The 15,403-nt window shown below is 62.4% G+C and carries 14 protein-coding genes; 5 read left to right on the top strand and 9 right to left on the bottom strand.

Translation table 11 applies throughout. The annotated features are described in order from the left end of the window. Nucleotides 1–121: 121 nt before the first annotated feature. The 3 genes from gndA to R2855_17675 all read right to left on the bottom strand — a co-directional run bounded on the left by gndA (nt 122) and on the right by R2855_17675 (nt 2,474). The gene (gene gndA, locus R2855_17685; protein MEZ4532829.1) at nt 122–1,594 is read right to left on the bottom strand and encodes an NADP-dependent phosphogluconate dehydrogenase; all 1,473 of its coding nucleotides are present in this window, start codon (nt 1,592–1,594) and stop codon (nt 122–124) included. 227 nt (nt 1,595–1,821) lie between these two features. Next, nucleotides 1,822–2,145 carry a dihydrofolate reductase family protein gene (locus R2855_17680; GenBank protein MEZ4532828.1) on the bottom strand — a complete coding sequence of 108 codons (324 nt, stop codon included), beginning with the start codon at nt 2,143–2,145 and terminating at the stop codon, nt 1,822–1,824. Nucleotides 2,146–2,210: 65 nt separating this feature from the next. After that, a complete protein-coding gene (locus R2855_17675) occupies nt 2,211–2,474 on the bottom strand; it encodes a dihydrofolate reductase family protein (GenBank protein ID MEZ4532827.1) in 264 nt (87 codons plus the stop codon). Between the two features lie 398 nt (nt 2,475–2,872). Between R2855_17675 and R2855_17670 the strand changes: the two genes are divergently transcribed. Further along, nucleotides 2,873–3,640: a nucleotidyltransferase domain-containing protein gene (locus tag R2855_17670; GenBank protein MEZ4532826.1), complete on the top strand. Its 768-nt coding sequence runs from the start codon at nt 2,873–2,875 to the stop codon at nt 3,638–3,640. 83 nt (nt 3,641–3,723) lie between these two features. Here the strand turns inward: R2855_17670 and tal are convergent, their stop codons facing one another. Both tal and tkt read right to left on the bottom strand, forming a co-directional pair. Beyond that, on the bottom strand, nt 3,724–4,863 hold the full coding sequence (gene tal / locus R2855_17665; GenBank protein MEZ4532825.1) for a transaldolase: 1,140 nt from the start codon (nt 4,861–4,863) through the stop codon (nt 3,724–3,726). A gap of 126 nt (nt 4,864–4,989) precedes the next feature. Further along, nucleotides 4,990–7,095 (bottom strand): transketolase, encoded by a 2,106-nt coding sequence (tkt, locus tag R2855_17660; protein ID MEZ4532824.1) that lies wholly within the window; start codon nt 7,093–7,095, stop codon nt 4,990–4,992. Nucleotides 7,096–7,413: 318 nt separating this feature from the next. Between tkt and R2855_17655 the strand changes: the two genes are divergently transcribed. From R2855_17655 to R2855_17640, 4 genes are all read left to right on the top strand, one after another. Continuing rightward, entirely contained in the window at nt 7,414–8,469 is a 1,056-nt protein-coding gene (locus R2855_17655) for a sugar ABC transporter substrate-binding protein (protein MEZ4532823.1), read from the top strand. Nucleotides 8,470–8,699: 230 nt separating this feature from the next. Then, nucleotides 8,700–9,764: an ABC transporter permease gene (locus R2855_17650; protein ID MEZ4532822.1), complete on the top strand. Its 1,065-nt coding sequence runs from the start codon at nt 8,700–8,702 to the stop codon at nt 9,762–9,764. Continuing rightward, the gene (locus R2855_17645) at nt 9,764–10,567 is read left to right on the top strand and encodes an ATP-binding cassette domain-containing protein (protein ID MEZ4532821.1); all 804 of its coding nucleotides are present in this window, start codon (nt 9,764–9,766) and stop codon (nt 10,565–10,567) included. Before R2855_17650 ends, R2855_17645 begins: the two co-directional genes overlap by 1 nt. Before the next feature lie 370 nt (nt 10,568–10,937). Beyond that, nucleotides 10,938–11,318 (top strand): hypothetical protein, encoded by a 381-nt coding sequence (locus R2855_17640; protein ID MEZ4532820.1) that lies wholly within the window; start codon nt 10,938–10,940, stop codon nt 11,316–11,318. Between the two features lie 34 nt (nt 11,319–11,352). Here the strand turns inward: R2855_17640 and R2855_17635 are convergent, their stop codons facing one another. From R2855_17635 to R2855_17620, 4 genes are all read right to left on the bottom strand, one after another. Beyond that, a complete protein-coding gene (locus R2855_17635) occupies nt 11,353–12,429 on the bottom strand; it encodes a lysylphosphatidylglycerol synthase transmembrane domain-containing protein (GenBank protein ID MEZ4532819.1) in 1,077 nt (358 codons plus the stop codon). A gap of 139 nt (nt 12,430–12,568) precedes the next feature. Beyond that, nucleotides 12,569–13,708: a lysylphosphatidylglycerol synthase transmembrane domain-containing protein gene (locus R2855_17630; GenBank protein MEZ4532818.1), complete on the bottom strand. Its 1,140-nt coding sequence runs from the start codon at nt 13,706–13,708 to the stop codon at nt 12,569–12,571. Between the two features lie 36 nt (nt 13,709–13,744). Then, entirely contained in the window at nt 13,745–14,929 is a 1,185-nt protein-coding gene (locus tag R2855_17625) for a CaiB/BaiF CoA-transferase family protein (protein ID MEZ4532817.1), read from the bottom strand. Nucleotides 14,930–15,136: 207 nt separating this feature from the next. After that, the coding region (locus tag R2855_17620) for a hypothetical protein (GenBank protein MEZ4532816.1) at nt 15,137–15,403 on the bottom strand (267 nt) is incomplete at its 5' end.

The raw sequence follows: 15,403 nt of genomic DNA, 5'->3' as shown, positions 1-15,403 counted from the left end.
TCCCTCGTTGCGTGCGAATCAATAGTTTCCTCGATTCACTGGCTGCTGCACGGGAGGTCGGCTGTGATCACCACCCGCTGCGGCGGGGAGATTCCTCGACTTCGCCCGGAATGACACGAGCTCATGTGAAGCTCCGCCGCACACATCGTGCTATCCAATCGTTTCGGTCGCCCCGGTGGTCCAGTTCGTATGGAACACACCGGCCTTGTCGAGGCGACGGTATGTATGGGCGCCGAAGTTGTCCCGCAGCCCCTGGATCAGGTTGGCGGGCAGCTTTTCGGTGCGGTAGGTATCGACATAGTTCAGCGAAGCGGTGTAGGCCGGTGCGGGAATGCCGTTGCGCACGGCGGTTTCCACGGCAACGCGGGCCGACGGACCGCACTCGTTGACCTCTTTCGTGATGGGGGGCGAGCAGCAGATTCACCAGCGTTGGATCGTCCTTGAACGCCGCGCGGATGGGATCGAGCAGCTCGGCGCGGATGATGCAGCCGGCCATCCAGATGCGGGCAATTTCCGAGAGATGGAGCCCCCAGCCGTAGGTGGCCGACGCGGCCTGCAGCAATGCCATGCCCTGAGCGTAGGACGAGATTTTGGCGAAGTAGAGCGCGTTTTCCAGATGATCGATCAGCTCGTTGCGCGCGGCGTCGCCGGTGATCGGCTCGATGACCGGACCGGTCAGCCTGGCGCTGGCGGCGACGCGCTCCTCCTTGCGGGATGACATCATGCGGGCGCCGACGGCGGCGTCGATGGTGGGAATCGGCGTGCCGAGGTCGAGCGCGTTCTGGCTCGTCCAGCGTCCGGTCCCCTTCTGTTCGGCGGTGTCGAGAATGCGGTCGACGAGGGCAACGCCATCCACGGCATCCGTGACGGCGAGCACCTGGCCGGTGATTTCGATCAGGAACGACTCGAGCTTGCCGGTGTTCCAGCGCTCGAACACCTTGCCGATCTCAGCGGCGCTCATGCCCAACGCGCGGCGCATGATGTCGTAGGTCTCGGCGATGAGCTGCATATCGCCGTACTCGATACCGTTGTGGACCATCTTGACGTAGTGGCCGGCGCCGCCGGGACCAATATAGGAAACGCAGGGACCGGCCTTTGACTTGGCCGAGATGTCGACCAGCATCGGCTCGAGGATGGAATAGGCGTCTTTCGGACCGCCCGGCATGAGGGCGGGCCCCCAGAGCGCGCCTTCCTCTCCACCAGAGATGCCCATGCCAACGAAGCGGAACTTCCCCTCCCATTCGATGGAGCGGCGTTCGGTGTCCGTGAAGAGGGAGTTGCCGCCGTCGATGACGATGTCGTCCGGATCGACGAATTCGGAAAGCTCGGCCAGCACCGCATCGACCGGCGCGCCGGCTTTCACCATGATGATGATGCGGCGCGGTTTCGCGAGGGCTTCGACGAACGCGGCGATCGATTCCGCCCCGACGACATCGAGCCCAACGGCGCGGTCCGCCAGGAAATCCTGGGTACGCGACCAGGTGCGGTTGTAGACGGCAATGGGATAGCCGTTGCGCTCGATATTGAGCGCGAGGTTTTCGCCCATGACTGCCAATCCGATGACACCCGTGTGTCGGTACGCGCCGCTGGTCAAGGTGGTCGTCTCCATGGATGGTGTGAGCATGCGTCAAATGGCACGGATTCCGTGCGCACGGTGATTGATTGTAGTGCTTTCATCGATTTACTCGCGGAAATGCTGGGGTTTCATTGAGTTACAGGCGCGGGGACGGGGTTCTGAGTCCGGGGTCCTGGGTCCTGAGACGCTGCCGAGAAGCTAACCAGGGATGATCCGTACCATGCCAGGTCGTGCGCGTGCATGTCTCAGGGCGTAGGATTCAGAGCCGAGGACAAACGAAACCAACGTAGCACGCGGTAGCTCACATGCGTGACCCCGTTGCTGGCGCGCGATTCGATCTGCTCCAGGTTCAGCGGTGGGACATCCTCGAAGAGCCGCGTGCCCGCTCCCATGATGATCGGCGTGATGTGGAGCCGCATCTCGTCGATGAGCCCGGCGGCGAGGTATTGGTTGACGGTAGTCGCGCCACCCATGACGGCGATGTTGCCGTCGCCGGGAACCGCACGGGCTTGTTCGCGGGCAGATTCGATTCCCTCGGTGACGAAGGAGAAGGTGGCGCCACCTACCATCGGTTGCGGATCGCAGGGTAGTGCGTCAGAACGAAGACCGGGGCGTGATAGGGAAGATCCTCGCCTCACCAGCCGTTCCAGTCCCGGTCCCATTCGCCGCGTACAGGGCCGAACATGTTGCGTCCCAGGATGAACGCCTTGACGGAGGTCAGATAGGCCATATGGTCGGCCGTCTCTTCCTCGGATTCGAAGATCAAGTCGTGGAGCTGGTTGCCAAAACCGTCGCCGCGGTCGTCGCCGAAGGACCACTCTTCGGTTTGATCAAGGCCGGCCGAAAAGCCGTCGGCGGAGATCGAGAGGTTGACGATGACGAGCGTCGTGGGTGGCATCCTCGATGATGACGGTCGGCTGAATCGATGCCTATTGCCGTTCGGAGGGTAGGGCCTTCGACAAGGCCCTGAACGGTAGGGCTACGAGAAGCCAAGGGTCTCCGACCCTGATCCTTCCCGGTCGTAGAGCAGGACGTCTCTGTCCTGCTGGTGATCGAAAACACGGCGGTCTCCAAAGAGTGGGGCGAAGGGCGGCGTTCCCCAGATTCAAATCAGGGGCTTTCAGCGCGAAGCCTCTCCGAGGCTGAGATCGGTTCTGCCTGGAGGGAAGGAAATTGCCGGTGAGCATATGAGCCCCCGGGATGATGACTGCGCTCGCGAAGAATTCGGTCCTGGTGAATGGCACAGGTTTGATGGCAAATTGGGTGCCAAATATGGGTGCGGATTTGAGGACTGCAATGAACGCGCGGTCAGCGAAGCGGCTCTACGACGGAAAACAGGCGGCGATCGACCTCGCCGAATACAGTGATGGCCAGACGCTCGATGGGTTCCTGGGTGAAGAGATGTGGCGCTTTGCCGTGGAGCGGAAAGCAGGAGTGCTGGCGTCGGCCATGGAGTCTGCGGTGCGTGAGGCACCGGAGCTTGCTGATCGGCTACCTCATATCGATCGGGTCATCGGGTTGCGGGAATGTCTGACGCTCGATGCCGGTGACGACGAGCGACGGCGGATGTGGGTCATCGTTACCGATGAGGTCCCAGAACTGCTGGTCGCGATCGACGCAGAGTTGGCTGCGTTTGGAATTCCTGATGAGAACGCACCGTTGGAACCTGGCAAGTCGTTCCGCCCGATCGATCTCATTCTGGACAACCTGAAGCCCATCGCCGCGCTGTGCCGGGAGTACCTGGTCGAACAGCTCGATGTCTTCGGATCGGCGACGACGGGCGCATTCGACCTGGAGACGAGCGATATCGACTTCCTGGTGCGCTATTTGCCGGAGTCGGAACCAACCCTTGGCAGATATCTCGAACTGGAAGCGGCGTTGTCGGAGCTGCTGGGGAGGAAGATCGATCTGGTGCAAGATCGGGAGTTCGAGAATCCGTACTTTCGACAGAGTGTAAGGATGAGCAGGGTGCGAATCTACCCGGTGAATAGAGATGACCTGGAGCCGGTGACTGGGTCGCGGGGTGAGGCCGACGGGAGAGATTCTTCACTGCGTTCAGAATGACAGCGGAGAGAGATGCTTCAGAAATGGGAAACCCCGATCCGGTTACTCGGATCGGGGTTGTTGCGCGGTCAGTGAATTGCGATTCAGTCGGCAGCTGCCGCGAGCGAGGCTCGCTTTCCTTCCACGCCGGCGAGCAGGGTTTCGAAGGATTTGATGAACGATTCGATGCCTTCGGTTTCGAGCTGCGCCGTGACGGCGTCGATGGAGATGCCGGCGGCTTCGAGGTCGAGGATCACATCCCGGGCCTGGTCGAGGTCGGTGTCGACGGTGCGCTTGACGACGCCGTGATCGAGGAAGGCCTGGATGGTTTTTCCGGGCATAGTGTTGACGGTGTGCGGGCCGATCAGGGTTTCGACATAGAGGACATCGGAATAGTCGGGGTTCTTGGTGCCGGTGCTGGCCCAGAGCGGACGTTGCGGGCGTGCGCCGGCGGCCTTGAGCGCATCCCAGCGCGGACCGCTGAAGATTTCCTCGAATTTGGCGTAGGCGAGTTTGGCGTTGGCGACGGCAGCCTTGCCCCGCAGTTCTTCCAGGGCTTTCTTGTCGCGCGGGTCTTCCACTTCGGCAATCTTCTCATTCAACAAGCGGTCGACCAGGGTGTCGACCCGGCTGACGAAGAAGGACGCGACCGAGGCGACGCGATCGATCGGCTTGCCCTCGGAGACCCGTTGCTCCAGGGCGTCGACGTAGGCGTGGGCGACCCGCTCGTATGCCTCGATCGAGAAGAGCAGGGTGACGTTGATGTTGATCCCTTCGGCCAGCATCTCGCGGATCACCGGCGCGCCTTCGACCGTGCCCGGGATCTTCACCATCAGGTTCGGGCGGTCGATGGTCTTCCAGAGCCGGCGGGTCGCCTCGCGAGTGCCTTCGGCGTCACGGGCAAGATCGGGAGCGACTTCGATGGAAACGAACCCGTCGCCGCCGTTGCTCAGGTCATAGATCGCGCGGAAGACATCGCAGGCGTTGCGGATGTCGTCCACGGCGAGGGCTTCGAAGATGTCGGCGGCGGAGATCTCTTTGCGGGAGAGTTCGGCGATCTGGGCATCGTAATCGGCGCCGGAGGAGATGGCTTTTTCGAAGATGGTCGGATTCGAGGTGACGCCCCGGATGCCGACATCCTCGATCATGGCGGCCAGGCTGCCGCTGGTGAGCATGCTGCGGGCGATGTCGTCTTGCCAGATGCTTTGGCCCTGATCGAGAAGCTGGGAGACGCGCGCGTTCATTGGGTTCCTCCTCTGTCTGGTGTTGGTTTCGATGACGCTTCGCCCAGTTCCGGAGACCGGATCGCGGGGGAACGAGAGGTCCCTCTGCTTCGGTCGGGATGACGGTATTGGGCGGTGCGGTCCTTCCTATGCATGACTCTTGTGGCCGGCGAAACCGGCGTCGAGCTTGTCGGCGTCTTTGCCCTTGTCGAGCAGGCGCAGGGCCGACGCAGCCACATGCTCTTTGGTAAATCCGTAGCGCTCGAGCACCTTGCCGCCCGGGCCGGACGCGCCAAACGTGTCGATGCCAACGCTGCCGCCGTTCGGACCGGTGTAGCGCTGCCAGCCGGTGGTGACGCCGGCTTCGACCGAGAGGCGCGGGGTCGGCCAGGGACCCATGACGCTTTCCCGGTACGACTCCGTCTGCCGGTCGAACATCGCCCAGCTCGGGAGGCTGACCACGCGCGCGGCGACATCGTATTCCTGCAAGAGGTCGGCTGCCTGAAGGGCGAGCGCCACCTCGGATCCAGTGGCGATCAACACGATATCGGGGGTGCCTTCGGTGTCGCGCAGCACATAACCGCCCTGGGCCAGCGAGCCGTGCGCGCCGGACCGGTCGAGTATGGGCAGATCCTGGCGGGAGAGCGCCAGCACGGTCGGCCCGTTACTGGTAAGCGCGGTCACCCACGCTTCACGGGTTTCGTTCGCGTCGGCCGGGCGGATGACGTTCAACCCCGGGATGAGCCGGAGCGACATCACCTGTTCCACCGGTTCGTGAGTGGGACCGTCTTCGCCGACCGCGATGCTGTCATGCGTGAAAACGAAGATCGACTTGTATCCCGAAAGCGCGGCCAACCGGATCGGGGCGCGCATGTAATCGGAAAAGACGAGGAACGTCGCGCTGAAGGGAACCACCCCGCCGTGCGCGGCCATTCCGTTGACCGCGCTACCCATGGCATGCTCGCGGATACCCCAGTGGATGTTGCGGCCGGCGTAGCTCCACGGGCCGCCGAGCTCACCCTGGATTTCCTCGCTTCCTTCCGGAACAGGCGGCTGGAAATCGCCGCCGCCCTTCATGCCGGTGTTCGTCGAGGGGTTGAGGTCAGCCGAGCCGCCGATGAAGGTTGGCGCCTTGGGGAAGAATGCCTGGATGACGGCCTCGGAGGCCTTGCGGGTGGCGACGGCCTTGTCGCCCACGTTCCAGACCGGCAGATCGGCATCCCAACCAGCGGCCAGTTCACCGGCGAGCGCGCGCGTCAACTCGGCGCCGAGGATCGGATGATCGGAGACATATGCGGCCAGGGCGGCGTCCCATTCCTTTTCGGCCTTGGCGCCGGTCTTGACCGCGGCGCGGAAGAGATCGAGCGCATCGTCGGGAACGAAGAAGGCAGGTTCCTCCGGCCAGGCAAGGTTCTTCTTGGCGGCGAGCACCTCGTCCGGACCAAGGGGTGAGCCATGGACGCCGAAGGTGCCTTCCTTCCTGGGTGAGCCGAAACCGATGATGGTCTTCGCCAGGATGAGCGACGGCTTGTCGGTGACGGCACGGGCTTCGTCGAGCGCCTTGCGCACCTGGTCGGTATCCATGCCATCGATGGAGACGGTATGCCAGCCGGAGGCTTCGAAGCGGGCGGCGACATCTTCGGTCATCGACAGATTGGCGGTGCCGGCCAGGGTGATGTGGTTCTGGTCGTAGAGATAGATCAGCTTGCCCAGCCCGAGGTGTCCGGCAATGGAGGCGGCTTCCATGGCCACGCCTTCCATCACATCGCCGTCGGAAACGATGGCGTAGGTGTAGTGATCGATCAGCTCGTGACCGTCACGGTTGTACGTGGCGGCGAGGAACCGCTCGGCGATCGCCATGCCGACGCCGTTGGCGAAGCCCTGCCCGAGCGGTCCGGTGGTGACTTCCACGCCCGGGGTGAGTCCGTATTCGGGGTGTCCCGGAGTGATCGATCCGAGTTGGCGGAAGTCTTTCAGGTCGTCCAGCGAGAGGTCGTAGCCGGTCAGATAGAGGAGCGAATAGAGCAACGCGGAGCCGTGACCGGCCGAGAGAATGAAACGGTCGCGATTTGCCCAGTGCGGATTCTTCGGGTTGTGCCGCAGGTATTCGGTCCAGAGGACGTAGGCCATGTTCGCGGCGCCCATCGGCAGGCCAGGATGGCCGGAGTTGGCCTTCTGCACGGCATCGACCGAGAGGAAGCGGATGGAGTTGATCGCGCGTTCTTCGAGCTGGCGATCGATCGCGGTTGCCAAGTTGAGGCTCTCCTTGATATGTGGGCCGCTCGCGGGGAGCGATGCTGCGCGAGCGCAGTCTCCCGGCGCTCGTGTTCCTTACCGAATCAATTATGCAATGTGCGTTCCAGTGGACCGATTGCGAATCCTTGGCGATACCGGGTAGTGCGGAAGCTCACGCCAATTGGAGCGAGGAGCGCGCCCGTTTGGCTCCGCAACCGCGCTTGACCCCATGCGATCGAGATGCTACAAAGACGAAACACCCAATCGCGGAGCGTTCCGTCGACAACTCAAGAGAAGAAAGGTGGTCCATCGATGGAGAAGGATTTCCTGGATAGCATGTCACAAGCCCAGCGCACCAGTTACGAGGTGAGCCGGCGCAAGGCGCTTGGGATCGTGACGAAGCTGGGCCTGGGCGGAGCGGCGGCGGCCGCGTTCGGCGCAGGATTTGGCTCGAGATCAGTTCGTGAGGCGCTGGCTCAAGGTGGGCTGCCGCAGAAGGACTATCAGTTCACATTCGTCAACCATGTGACGACCAACCCGTTCTTCACGCCGACCATCTACGGAATCGAGGATGCCTGCGCGTTCTTCGGCTGCGGCTATCAGTGGACCGGGTCGGAGACTTCCGACGTGGCCGAGATGGTGTCCGCGATGCAAACGGCGATCGCGGGCAACGTGGACGGCATCGCCGTCTGCCTGGTCGATGCCGAAGCATTCAATCAACCCACTGAAGATGCGCTGAGCGTCGGCATTCCGGTCATCGGGTATAACGCCGATACGACCGGCAACGCGCGATTGGCCTATGTGGGCCAGAGCCTGTATGAATCCGGCTATAACATTGCCCAGAAGTGGCTGCCGATGGTGAAGCCAGGCGGCAAGGTGATGCTCTCCATCGCCACTCCCGGATCATTGAATCTGCAGCCGCGGCTCGATGGGTACATTCAGGCCATCAAGGATGCTGGAGATCCAGTCGAGTATGAAACGCTCGATTCTGGCGTCGATCAGGCGACAGAAGAGTCACGCATCGAGGCGTACTATCTCGCCAATCCGGACATCGTGGGTATGTTCGGCACCGGCGCCACGGACTCGCTGTCGGTTGGGAAGGTCTCCCAGAAGTACGGTCTGGCGGCGGAGGGAGTCATTACCGCCGGGTACGATCTGTTGCCAGAGACCCTTTCGCTCATCCAAAGCGGCGACATGACATTCACCACCGACCAGCAGCCGTATCTGCAGGGATTCATTCCCACGCTGCAGCTCTATCTCTACAAGCTCTCGGGTGGCGCGGTTTCTCCGGCGAATACCGACACCAGTCTGGCGTACGTCACGAGCGACAACGTCGATGTCTACCTGGCCCCGTCTCGCTTCGAGGGAAGCACCGAGGATCCGCCTGCGTAGCGGCAGCATCATCGACAGATGGATAGGGGACTTCCCCTATCCATCGTTGCGTTCGAACACATGATGGGCACGCACGGACGCCGGCAGTGTCGCTGGCGTCCCCATACAAACGGCGAAGTGACCGAGATGCGGGCGTAGCGAGCACCTGTGGTCGAGATGCGAGGTGAGCGTCTCCTCAGTGCCATCAAGGATGGAAACCGGCGTTCGATAGGTGAGTAGAAGCAGGGAAGATGGCAGAAGGAGTCGCATCGGAGCGTCAGGAGGAAACCCCGGCGGAAAGCCGCCGGTGGTTCGAGCCTGCCATCGATTTCATTGCCCGTTACCGGGAAGCGAGCATCGCTGCCGTCGCGATCCTGCTCATTATCTATATCCAGCTCAACAACAGTGTCTTCCTGACCAGTCCGGTGATGAGCGTGGTGCTGCGCGATACTGCCCGGATTGGCATGATCGCCGTGGGAATCGTCGTGGTGATGATTACCGCGGAGATCGATCTGTCAGTCGGCGCGATCTATGCACTGGCCCCGTATCTGATGATTCGGATAAGTCAGGACTGGGAGTTGTCGCTTTGGTTGACTGCCCCCATCGCAATCCTCATTGGCATCGGCGTCGGGTTCTTCAATGGGTTCATTACCACCAAGCTGCGCATCCCGTCGTTGATTACGACGCTCGGCACGTTCTTTCTCTTGACTGGCTTCACGGTCTCGTACGCGAACAGTCAGCCCATCCGGATGCCGGTGAAGCAGCCGTTCAACTACATCTTCGGCCAGAATCTGTACGGTCCCCGTGATTCGCTTTTTTCCTGGGATGGGCTCACCGGCTTTACGCCATTCATCTGGACACTGATCGTTACCTTGGTCCTGACGCTCGTGCTGGCCCGCACGGTATTCGGACTGCATATCGTGTCCACCGGCAGCAACCTGCTGGCCGCGCGCGAGATCGGCGTGCGCACCGATCGCATCAAGATCGCCGCCTTCATGATCAGTGGCGCGTTGGCCGCGTTGACTGGCGTGATCACGGCGACCGTGGTTGGCTCCGCGGCTCCCGATACCGGCGGCAGCACGCTAACCCTGCTCGCGATCGCCGCCGCGGTCATCGGCGGCACCTCGTTGATGGGCGGTTCCGGCACAGTGATTGGCGCGTTGATTGGCGCTTTCGTGATCTCCTGTCTGAACAATGGTTTGGTGCTGCTCGGCGCCCAGGCCACGGAATCGAACATCTATCTCGGCCTGGCGATCCTCGCGGCCATGATTCTGAACGTGCAGCTCGACGCGGTGCGAGTGAAGAGGAAACGTTGATGGCTGAGCCAATTCCGCCGGTTATCGAGGTCGAGCATCTGAGCAAGAGCTTTGGCGCGGTCACCGCTCTGCGCGATGTGAGCATGCGTCTCGAACGCGGCGAGGTGCTCGGGCTGGTGGGAGACAACGGCGCGGGCAAGTCGACGCTGATCAAGATTCTGTGCGGTTTCCACAAACCAGATAGCGGAACCTACAAGTTCAACGGCACCCCGGTCCATCTGAACTCTCCGATCGAAGCGCGCGCGCTGGGTATCCAGACCGTCTATCAGGACCTGGCGCTGGTCAACGATTTGAGCGTCTACCACAACATGTTCCTGGGCCGGGAACGCAAGAAGCGGATTCTCGGCATCCCGCTGCTCGACAACAAGTCCATGCGCAAGCTCACCATCGAGTACTTGAGCAATCTTGGGATCCGCGTTCCCAATGTGGACAACACGGTCGCGATGCTCTCTGGCGGTCAGCGCCAAAGCGTTGCCGTGGCGCGGTCGATCTATTCCAACCCGACCGTGTTGATCATGGACGAGCCGCTGGCCGCGCTGGGTGTGCGCGAAAGCCGATTGGTGCTCGATCTGGTGCTGGAGCTGAAGAAGCGCGGCGATATTTCGATCATCCTGATCGCCCACAACTACGCCCAGGTGTTCGAAGTCTGCGACCGGATCAACTTCCTGAGCGGCGGCAAGATCGTCTACGACGCGCGCACGGCCGATACGACGGTCGTCGATCTGATCGATCTGGTGACCAAGGGCTACCGGGTCGAACCGCCCCCATCTGGAGCGAGCGCCGCCGGCCACGCGGTGACCTGACCGGTCGGATAGCCAGGCGCTGCCCCCCATCCCACCTGACAGGATCCCGGAATGCTCCCAGGTTCCGGATATTTCTGTGCAAATCTCGCATTGCGATTGATCCTGCTGCTCGAGAATGACGTACATCATGTGGAATCCGACTGGGGACCCAGAGACGGACCATCGTCACGCCGCGCGGTCCCACCGTTGAAACGCTGGGCTAACCCCCCTCAGCAATCACCCGGATTCCGAATCAGAGTTTTCCCCCTGGCGTCGGATTCTCGGACTTGGCAGCGACGCTCGGGCGGGGCAGGCAACCTTCCTTCTCTTGTTTCCGTGTTTCGAGATGCCGAAGAGTCGAAGGGAGGGCGTTCACGCCAAGGAGCGTGTCATGAGCACCAAGATGTATCTCGATCGCAAGAACAAGCTGATCTGCGGGCTCGATCCGTCCGAGGTAGGCGCATTGATCGATGACCTGGTGGCCGCCGAAATTTCTGGAGAGATCGATGTCGTTGGTCCAGACGAGGTGCACCGGCTGAAACATCCGCCAGCGGAATGCGGGTTGAGTTGTCAGATCAACCGTGTTTTTCTCGGGATGGGCGATGATCTTTCCGAGTTCGAATGGGAGCGGGAACAGCTCCAGCGCGGACAGGCGATCGTCGCGATTCCGGCGGCCAATGCAGATGTGCAGCAGAAGGTGCGGCAGATCATGGCGGGGCATTGCCAGACGGCGCTGCATTTTTCTGGCAAGTGGACGACCGGGTCGATCTAGTCTCCATCAGGGTTCGATCGACGTTGCCGTTTCCCTACAAATCCTCGATCTCTTCGTGCTGGGCTGATACGGGTATCGCCCCGATCGGCTCGCGCTGAAACGCTGGGCTTTTCCGCTCGGCCCAGGCGTAGAGGGCAAGTCCGATCAACGACGGCAAGAAGAAGTCGAAAAAGCGGAAGAGCAGCGTGGCGCCGATGGCGATATCGGCGGGAACGCCGCTGCGTTGCAATGAGAGTGTGAGCGAACCCTCCACCGCGCCCATGCCGTAGAGAACCGGAACGATGCGGGCGGCGACGAATGAGGTGACGTAGGCCAGGAAGATGCCATAGAGATCAGGATCGAAGCCGACCGCGCGCACGCAGGCATAGATCATCGCCAGCGTGCAAACGCGCGTGAGCAGCGTGGTTGCGACGGTGCCGAGAAAGTCGGCGGGCGAGAGTTGATGGTCCTTGAACTGGTCGATGGCCGCGATGAGCTGGCGCTGCCAGTGTTGCGGCAATCGCCGTGCCCAGCGAATGATGGTCTTCCAGTCCCCCTGGCCCTGCCGGGCAATCGCAATGAGCCCGAGGATCATGGCGATCAGCGCTGCGACCGCGCCCGCCACGAACAAGGGGCGTCCCGAGAGGGCTGCCGTGAGGACCACGACGACGACGGTGGCTCCGTACACGCTCAAGGTACGCATGACCAGCGCCAGCAACGCATCCTGCCGGTTGACACCGGCTTGCTTCATGCGCTCCACGTAGACGTAGGCGGTGGCCGCGCCGCCGAAGGGGGCGGCAAAGTTCACACCGGTGCGCTGCAGATGGAGGTCGAACTGATAGGCGGTCGAAGCGTCGTGGCCCAGGCGGTTGAGGGTGAGCTTGTAGGTGTAGGCGACCGACCAGATGCTCAAGATCTCGATGACCAGGACCGCCACAAGCCATGTGCGGTCGGCGGTCTTGAGCCGGTCGAGAATATCGCGCAGCTGGTCCTGCTGGTTGCGCATGACCCAAACGGCCAGGATGGCCACGACGATCAACCAGACGATGGTGACGATGCGCTGGACCCGGCGTTTCGATTCCGGCGGAGCGGTGGAATAGTCGTTCCAGAGGGAGCGGATGGGGTTCGGCATCGTAGGTTAGTCGTTGGTCGTTAGTAGTCAGTTGTCAGTAGTTGGTCATCTGTTGGCAGTTGTCAGAATCACGCTGCCCTGGACCCTGGACCCTGGACCCTTGACTCTGGACGCTGGACCCTGGACCTCCGAGGCCCGTTCAACGCAAGCGGCCCTGTTCCTCGAATTCGACCATGCGGGCGGCGACCACGGGCGTTTCGTCGATGGCCGCGGGGAGCTCGGTCTTGGCATGGAGGAGCAATCCGATACCGACGGGGATCCAGAGGTCGATGAAGCGCCACAGCAGGGTGGCGCCGATGGCGACTTCGCCGGAGATGCCGGCCTGGGTCAGCGTCAGGATGGAAACGGCTTCCACCGCGCCCGCCCCGCCGAAGAGCGGGATTACGGCGCCCGCCACGATCGTGGCGAAGTACGTATGGATCATGGTCTGGAATGTCGGGTGGACACCGAGCGCCTCGAGACAGGCGTAGAGCACCAGCACCACCGTCAGGCGCACCAGCAGGGTCAGCACGATCGCCGGCACGAGATCGATCGGGTTGAGGCCGTGCTCCCGGAACGTGGTGATGAATCCCTGGATACGACCCTTTGCCCAGCCCGGAAGACGCTCCGACCAGGCGAGCGGGGTTTCCCAGTTGTTGGCATTGCCGCGCCAGAGCGCGATGCCGCCGATGACGAGCGCCGCCACCCCGACACCCGCGATGATCATGCCCTGCAGGCTCTCGTCGATCGCGGCGCCGGGAATGAGCACCGCGATGAATGTGATCGTGACCGCCAGCGAGCGGACCGCGATCGTGAGCAGCCCGTCTTCGGCCGGGACGCCGCGCTTGGCGACGAACCGCGCGAAGATGAAGACCGACGCCGGACCACCGCCGGGGGTGACGGTCGCGATGGTGGTGCGTTGCATGTGCGCGTTGACCATCATCGGTAGCGGCACGGAATAGCCGAGGCGCTTGAGGATGACTTTGTAGGTCAGCCCGCTGAAGATGAGCATGAACGCCTGGATCACGATGGCGATCCCGATCCAGGTGAGATCGGCGTCTTGGAGCTGCTTCCAGGTATCCCGCAACTCGCTTCGGCCGCGGAAGAGGACATAGGCGACCGAGACTGCGAGGATGGCCAGCCACGCGATGGTGAAGTAGCGCTGGATCTTGGCCCTTCTACCCGGTGTCTTGTTTAGCTGGTCGAGATAGCCGCGAATCCCGCCGCGCGGCTCGAGCATCTCCTGGACCAGCTCGGGATTTGCCTCGAGTGTGGCGAGCGATGGATCTTCGTTCGTCATGCCAGTGTCCATGCGCCTGCCGTGTCGCGTTCTCGATCAGACGGCGCCCGCTTGCCGCAAGCGGGCGATCTCGTCGCTGCTGTATCCAATGGAAGAAAGAATAGCGTCTGTGTGCGCTCCAACCGCGGGGATGTCGCCCATCACCAAATCGGTATCTTCGAGCGAGAACGGCGGCAGCAGAGCCTGGAGCGGTCCAGCGGGAGAATCGACGGTGCGCCAGCGGTCGCGCGCGGACAGCTGCGGGTGCTCCAGGAACTGCGCAATGGTGTTCAGATCGCCGAAGGGGATGTCAGCCGCTTCCAGGCGACGGTTGATCTCAGCGCGGTCGTGGGGAGCGAACGATGCTTCGATCAGCGGTTCCAGGATGGCGCGGTTCTCGCGGCGATGCGGGGTGGAATCGAAGCGCGGATCGTCGATCCACTCTGGATGCTCGCAGACGATGGTGCAGAAGTCGCTCCATTGCTTTTGGGTCTGCACCGAGAGGAGGACCGGGTTGCCGTCACCGCAGACATAGGCGCCATAGGGCACCACGGTGGCGTGGCGAACCCCGGCGCGGGCGGGCGGCGCGCCGCCATAGAGCGTGTAGTAAGCGGGATAGCCCATGAATTCGGCGAGCGCATCGAAAAGCGAGGTTTCCACCAGCTTGCCTTCGCCGGTGACCTGCCGCTCATAGAGCGCGGCAAGTATGCCCATCGCCCCGTAAACCCCGGCGCCGATGTCTCCCACCGAGATGCCGAGTTTGGCCAGTTCGTCGCCGTTGCCGGTGGTGGCAATGACTCCGGTTTCGCCCTGGAGCAGGAGGTCGAACGCTTTGCGGTGCAAGTAGGGGCCGCTCGAGCCATAGCCGGAGATCGAGCAGATCACGAGGCGCGGGAATTGCTTGCGCAACTCGGCCGGTGGAAACCCAAGCCGGTCGATTGCGCCGGGTCCAAGGTTCTGCACCAGCACGTCGCTCTGCGCGATCAACGCGCGCAGGATTTCGAGCGCCTCCGGTTGCTTGAGATCGAGCGTGAGGGATTGCTTCCCGCGGTTCAGCCAGACGAAATAGGACGACATGCCGTTGACCGTCGTGTCGTAGCCGCGCGCGAAGTCGCCACTGCCGGGCCGTTCGATCTTGATAACGTCTGCGCCCAGATCAGCCAGGTGCCGGGTGCAGAGCGGTCCGGCAACAGCCTGTTCCAGCGCGAGAACGCGAATTCCGGTCAGCGGCGGTGATGCCATGCACAGGTTCCCAGGGTCATGCGGTTCGTCGTGCCGGGATTATCGCAGCACGAAGCATCCAGTCGTAAGTTGCCAGTTTTCAGTCGTCAGTACGGTTGGCTTACTGACGACTGAAAACTGGCGACCGACGACTAGCCAGAAACGGACATCGGGGTGGCATTGCTGCCACCCCGATGCCGGGAAGGAAGGAGAGGTTGGAAGACCTCGTTATGTGGTGGCCGTCGGCGTAAGGGCTGGCGCCGCCGGCACCTCGGTGGCTTCGGAGATCGTGGTGCTCTCCGCGGCCGGTTCGTCGGCGGCTTCGGCGCTGGCTGCAGCATCCGCGGCCGCCTGCAGGCGCTCGTCGATTTGCTCGGTCGCCTGCTGAATCAAGAACGCGCGAACATCGTCGTTGGTTTTGCCATGCGCAAGCGCAACCGCGAGGAAGGTGCTGCCATCGAGCTCGGTGCGAAGCTCGTCCTCGGTGATGCCGAG

It is taken from the genome of Thermomicrobiales bacterium (assembly GCA_041390825.1).
Lineage (GTDB): Bacteria > Chloroflexota > Chloroflexia > Thermomicrobiales > UBA6265 > JAMLHN01.
The sequence above is the reverse complement of the archived record's forward strand: the minus strand, read 5'-3'. Positions and strand labels throughout refer to the sequence as shown.

Excerpts from the sequence above, each read along its gene's own strand:
- R2855_17625 (MEZ4532817.1), bottom strand. The coding sequence starts at position 14,929 with ATGGCATCACCGCCGCTGACCGGAATTCGCGTTCTCGCGCTGGAACAG.
- R2855_17675 (MEZ4532827.1), bottom strand. The coding sequence starts at position 2,474 with ATGCCACCCACGACGCTCGTCATCGTCAACCTCTCGATCTCCGCCGAC.
- R2855_17640 (MEZ4532820.1), top strand. The coding sequence starts at position 10,938 with ATGAGCACCAAGATGTATCTCGATCGCAAGAACAAGCTGATCTGCGGG.
- R2855_17645 (MEZ4532821.1), top strand. The coding sequence starts at position 9,764 with ATGGCTGAGCCAATTCCGCCGGTTATCGAGGTCGAGCATCTGAGCAAG.
- R2855_17635 (MEZ4532819.1), bottom strand. The coding sequence starts at position 12,429 with ATGCCGAACCCCATCCGCTCCCTCTGGAACGACTATTCCACCGCTCCG.
- R2855_17655 (MEZ4532823.1), top strand. The coding sequence starts at position 7,414 with ATGTCACAAGCCCAGCGCACCAGTTACGAGGTGAGCCGGCGCAAGGCG.
- R2855_17650 (MEZ4532822.1), top strand. The coding sequence starts at position 8,700 with ATGGCAGAAGGAGTCGCATCGGAGCGTCAGGAGGAAACCCCGGCGGAA.
- R2855_17630 (MEZ4532818.1), bottom strand. The coding sequence starts at position 13,708 with ATGACGAACGAAGATCCATCGCTCGCCACACTCGAGGCAAATCCCGAG.
- R2855_17670 (MEZ4532826.1), top strand. The coding sequence starts at position 2,873 with ATGAACGCGCGGTCAGCGAAGCGGCTCTACGACGGAAAACAGGCGGCG.
- tal (MEZ4532825.1), bottom strand. The coding sequence starts at position 4,863 with ATGAACGCGCGCGTCTCCCAGCTTCTCGATCAGGGCCAAAGCATCTGG.
- R2855_17680 (MEZ4532828.1), bottom strand. The coding sequence starts at position 2,145 with ATGGTAGGTGGCGCCACCTTCTCCTTCGTCACCGAGGGAATCGAATCT.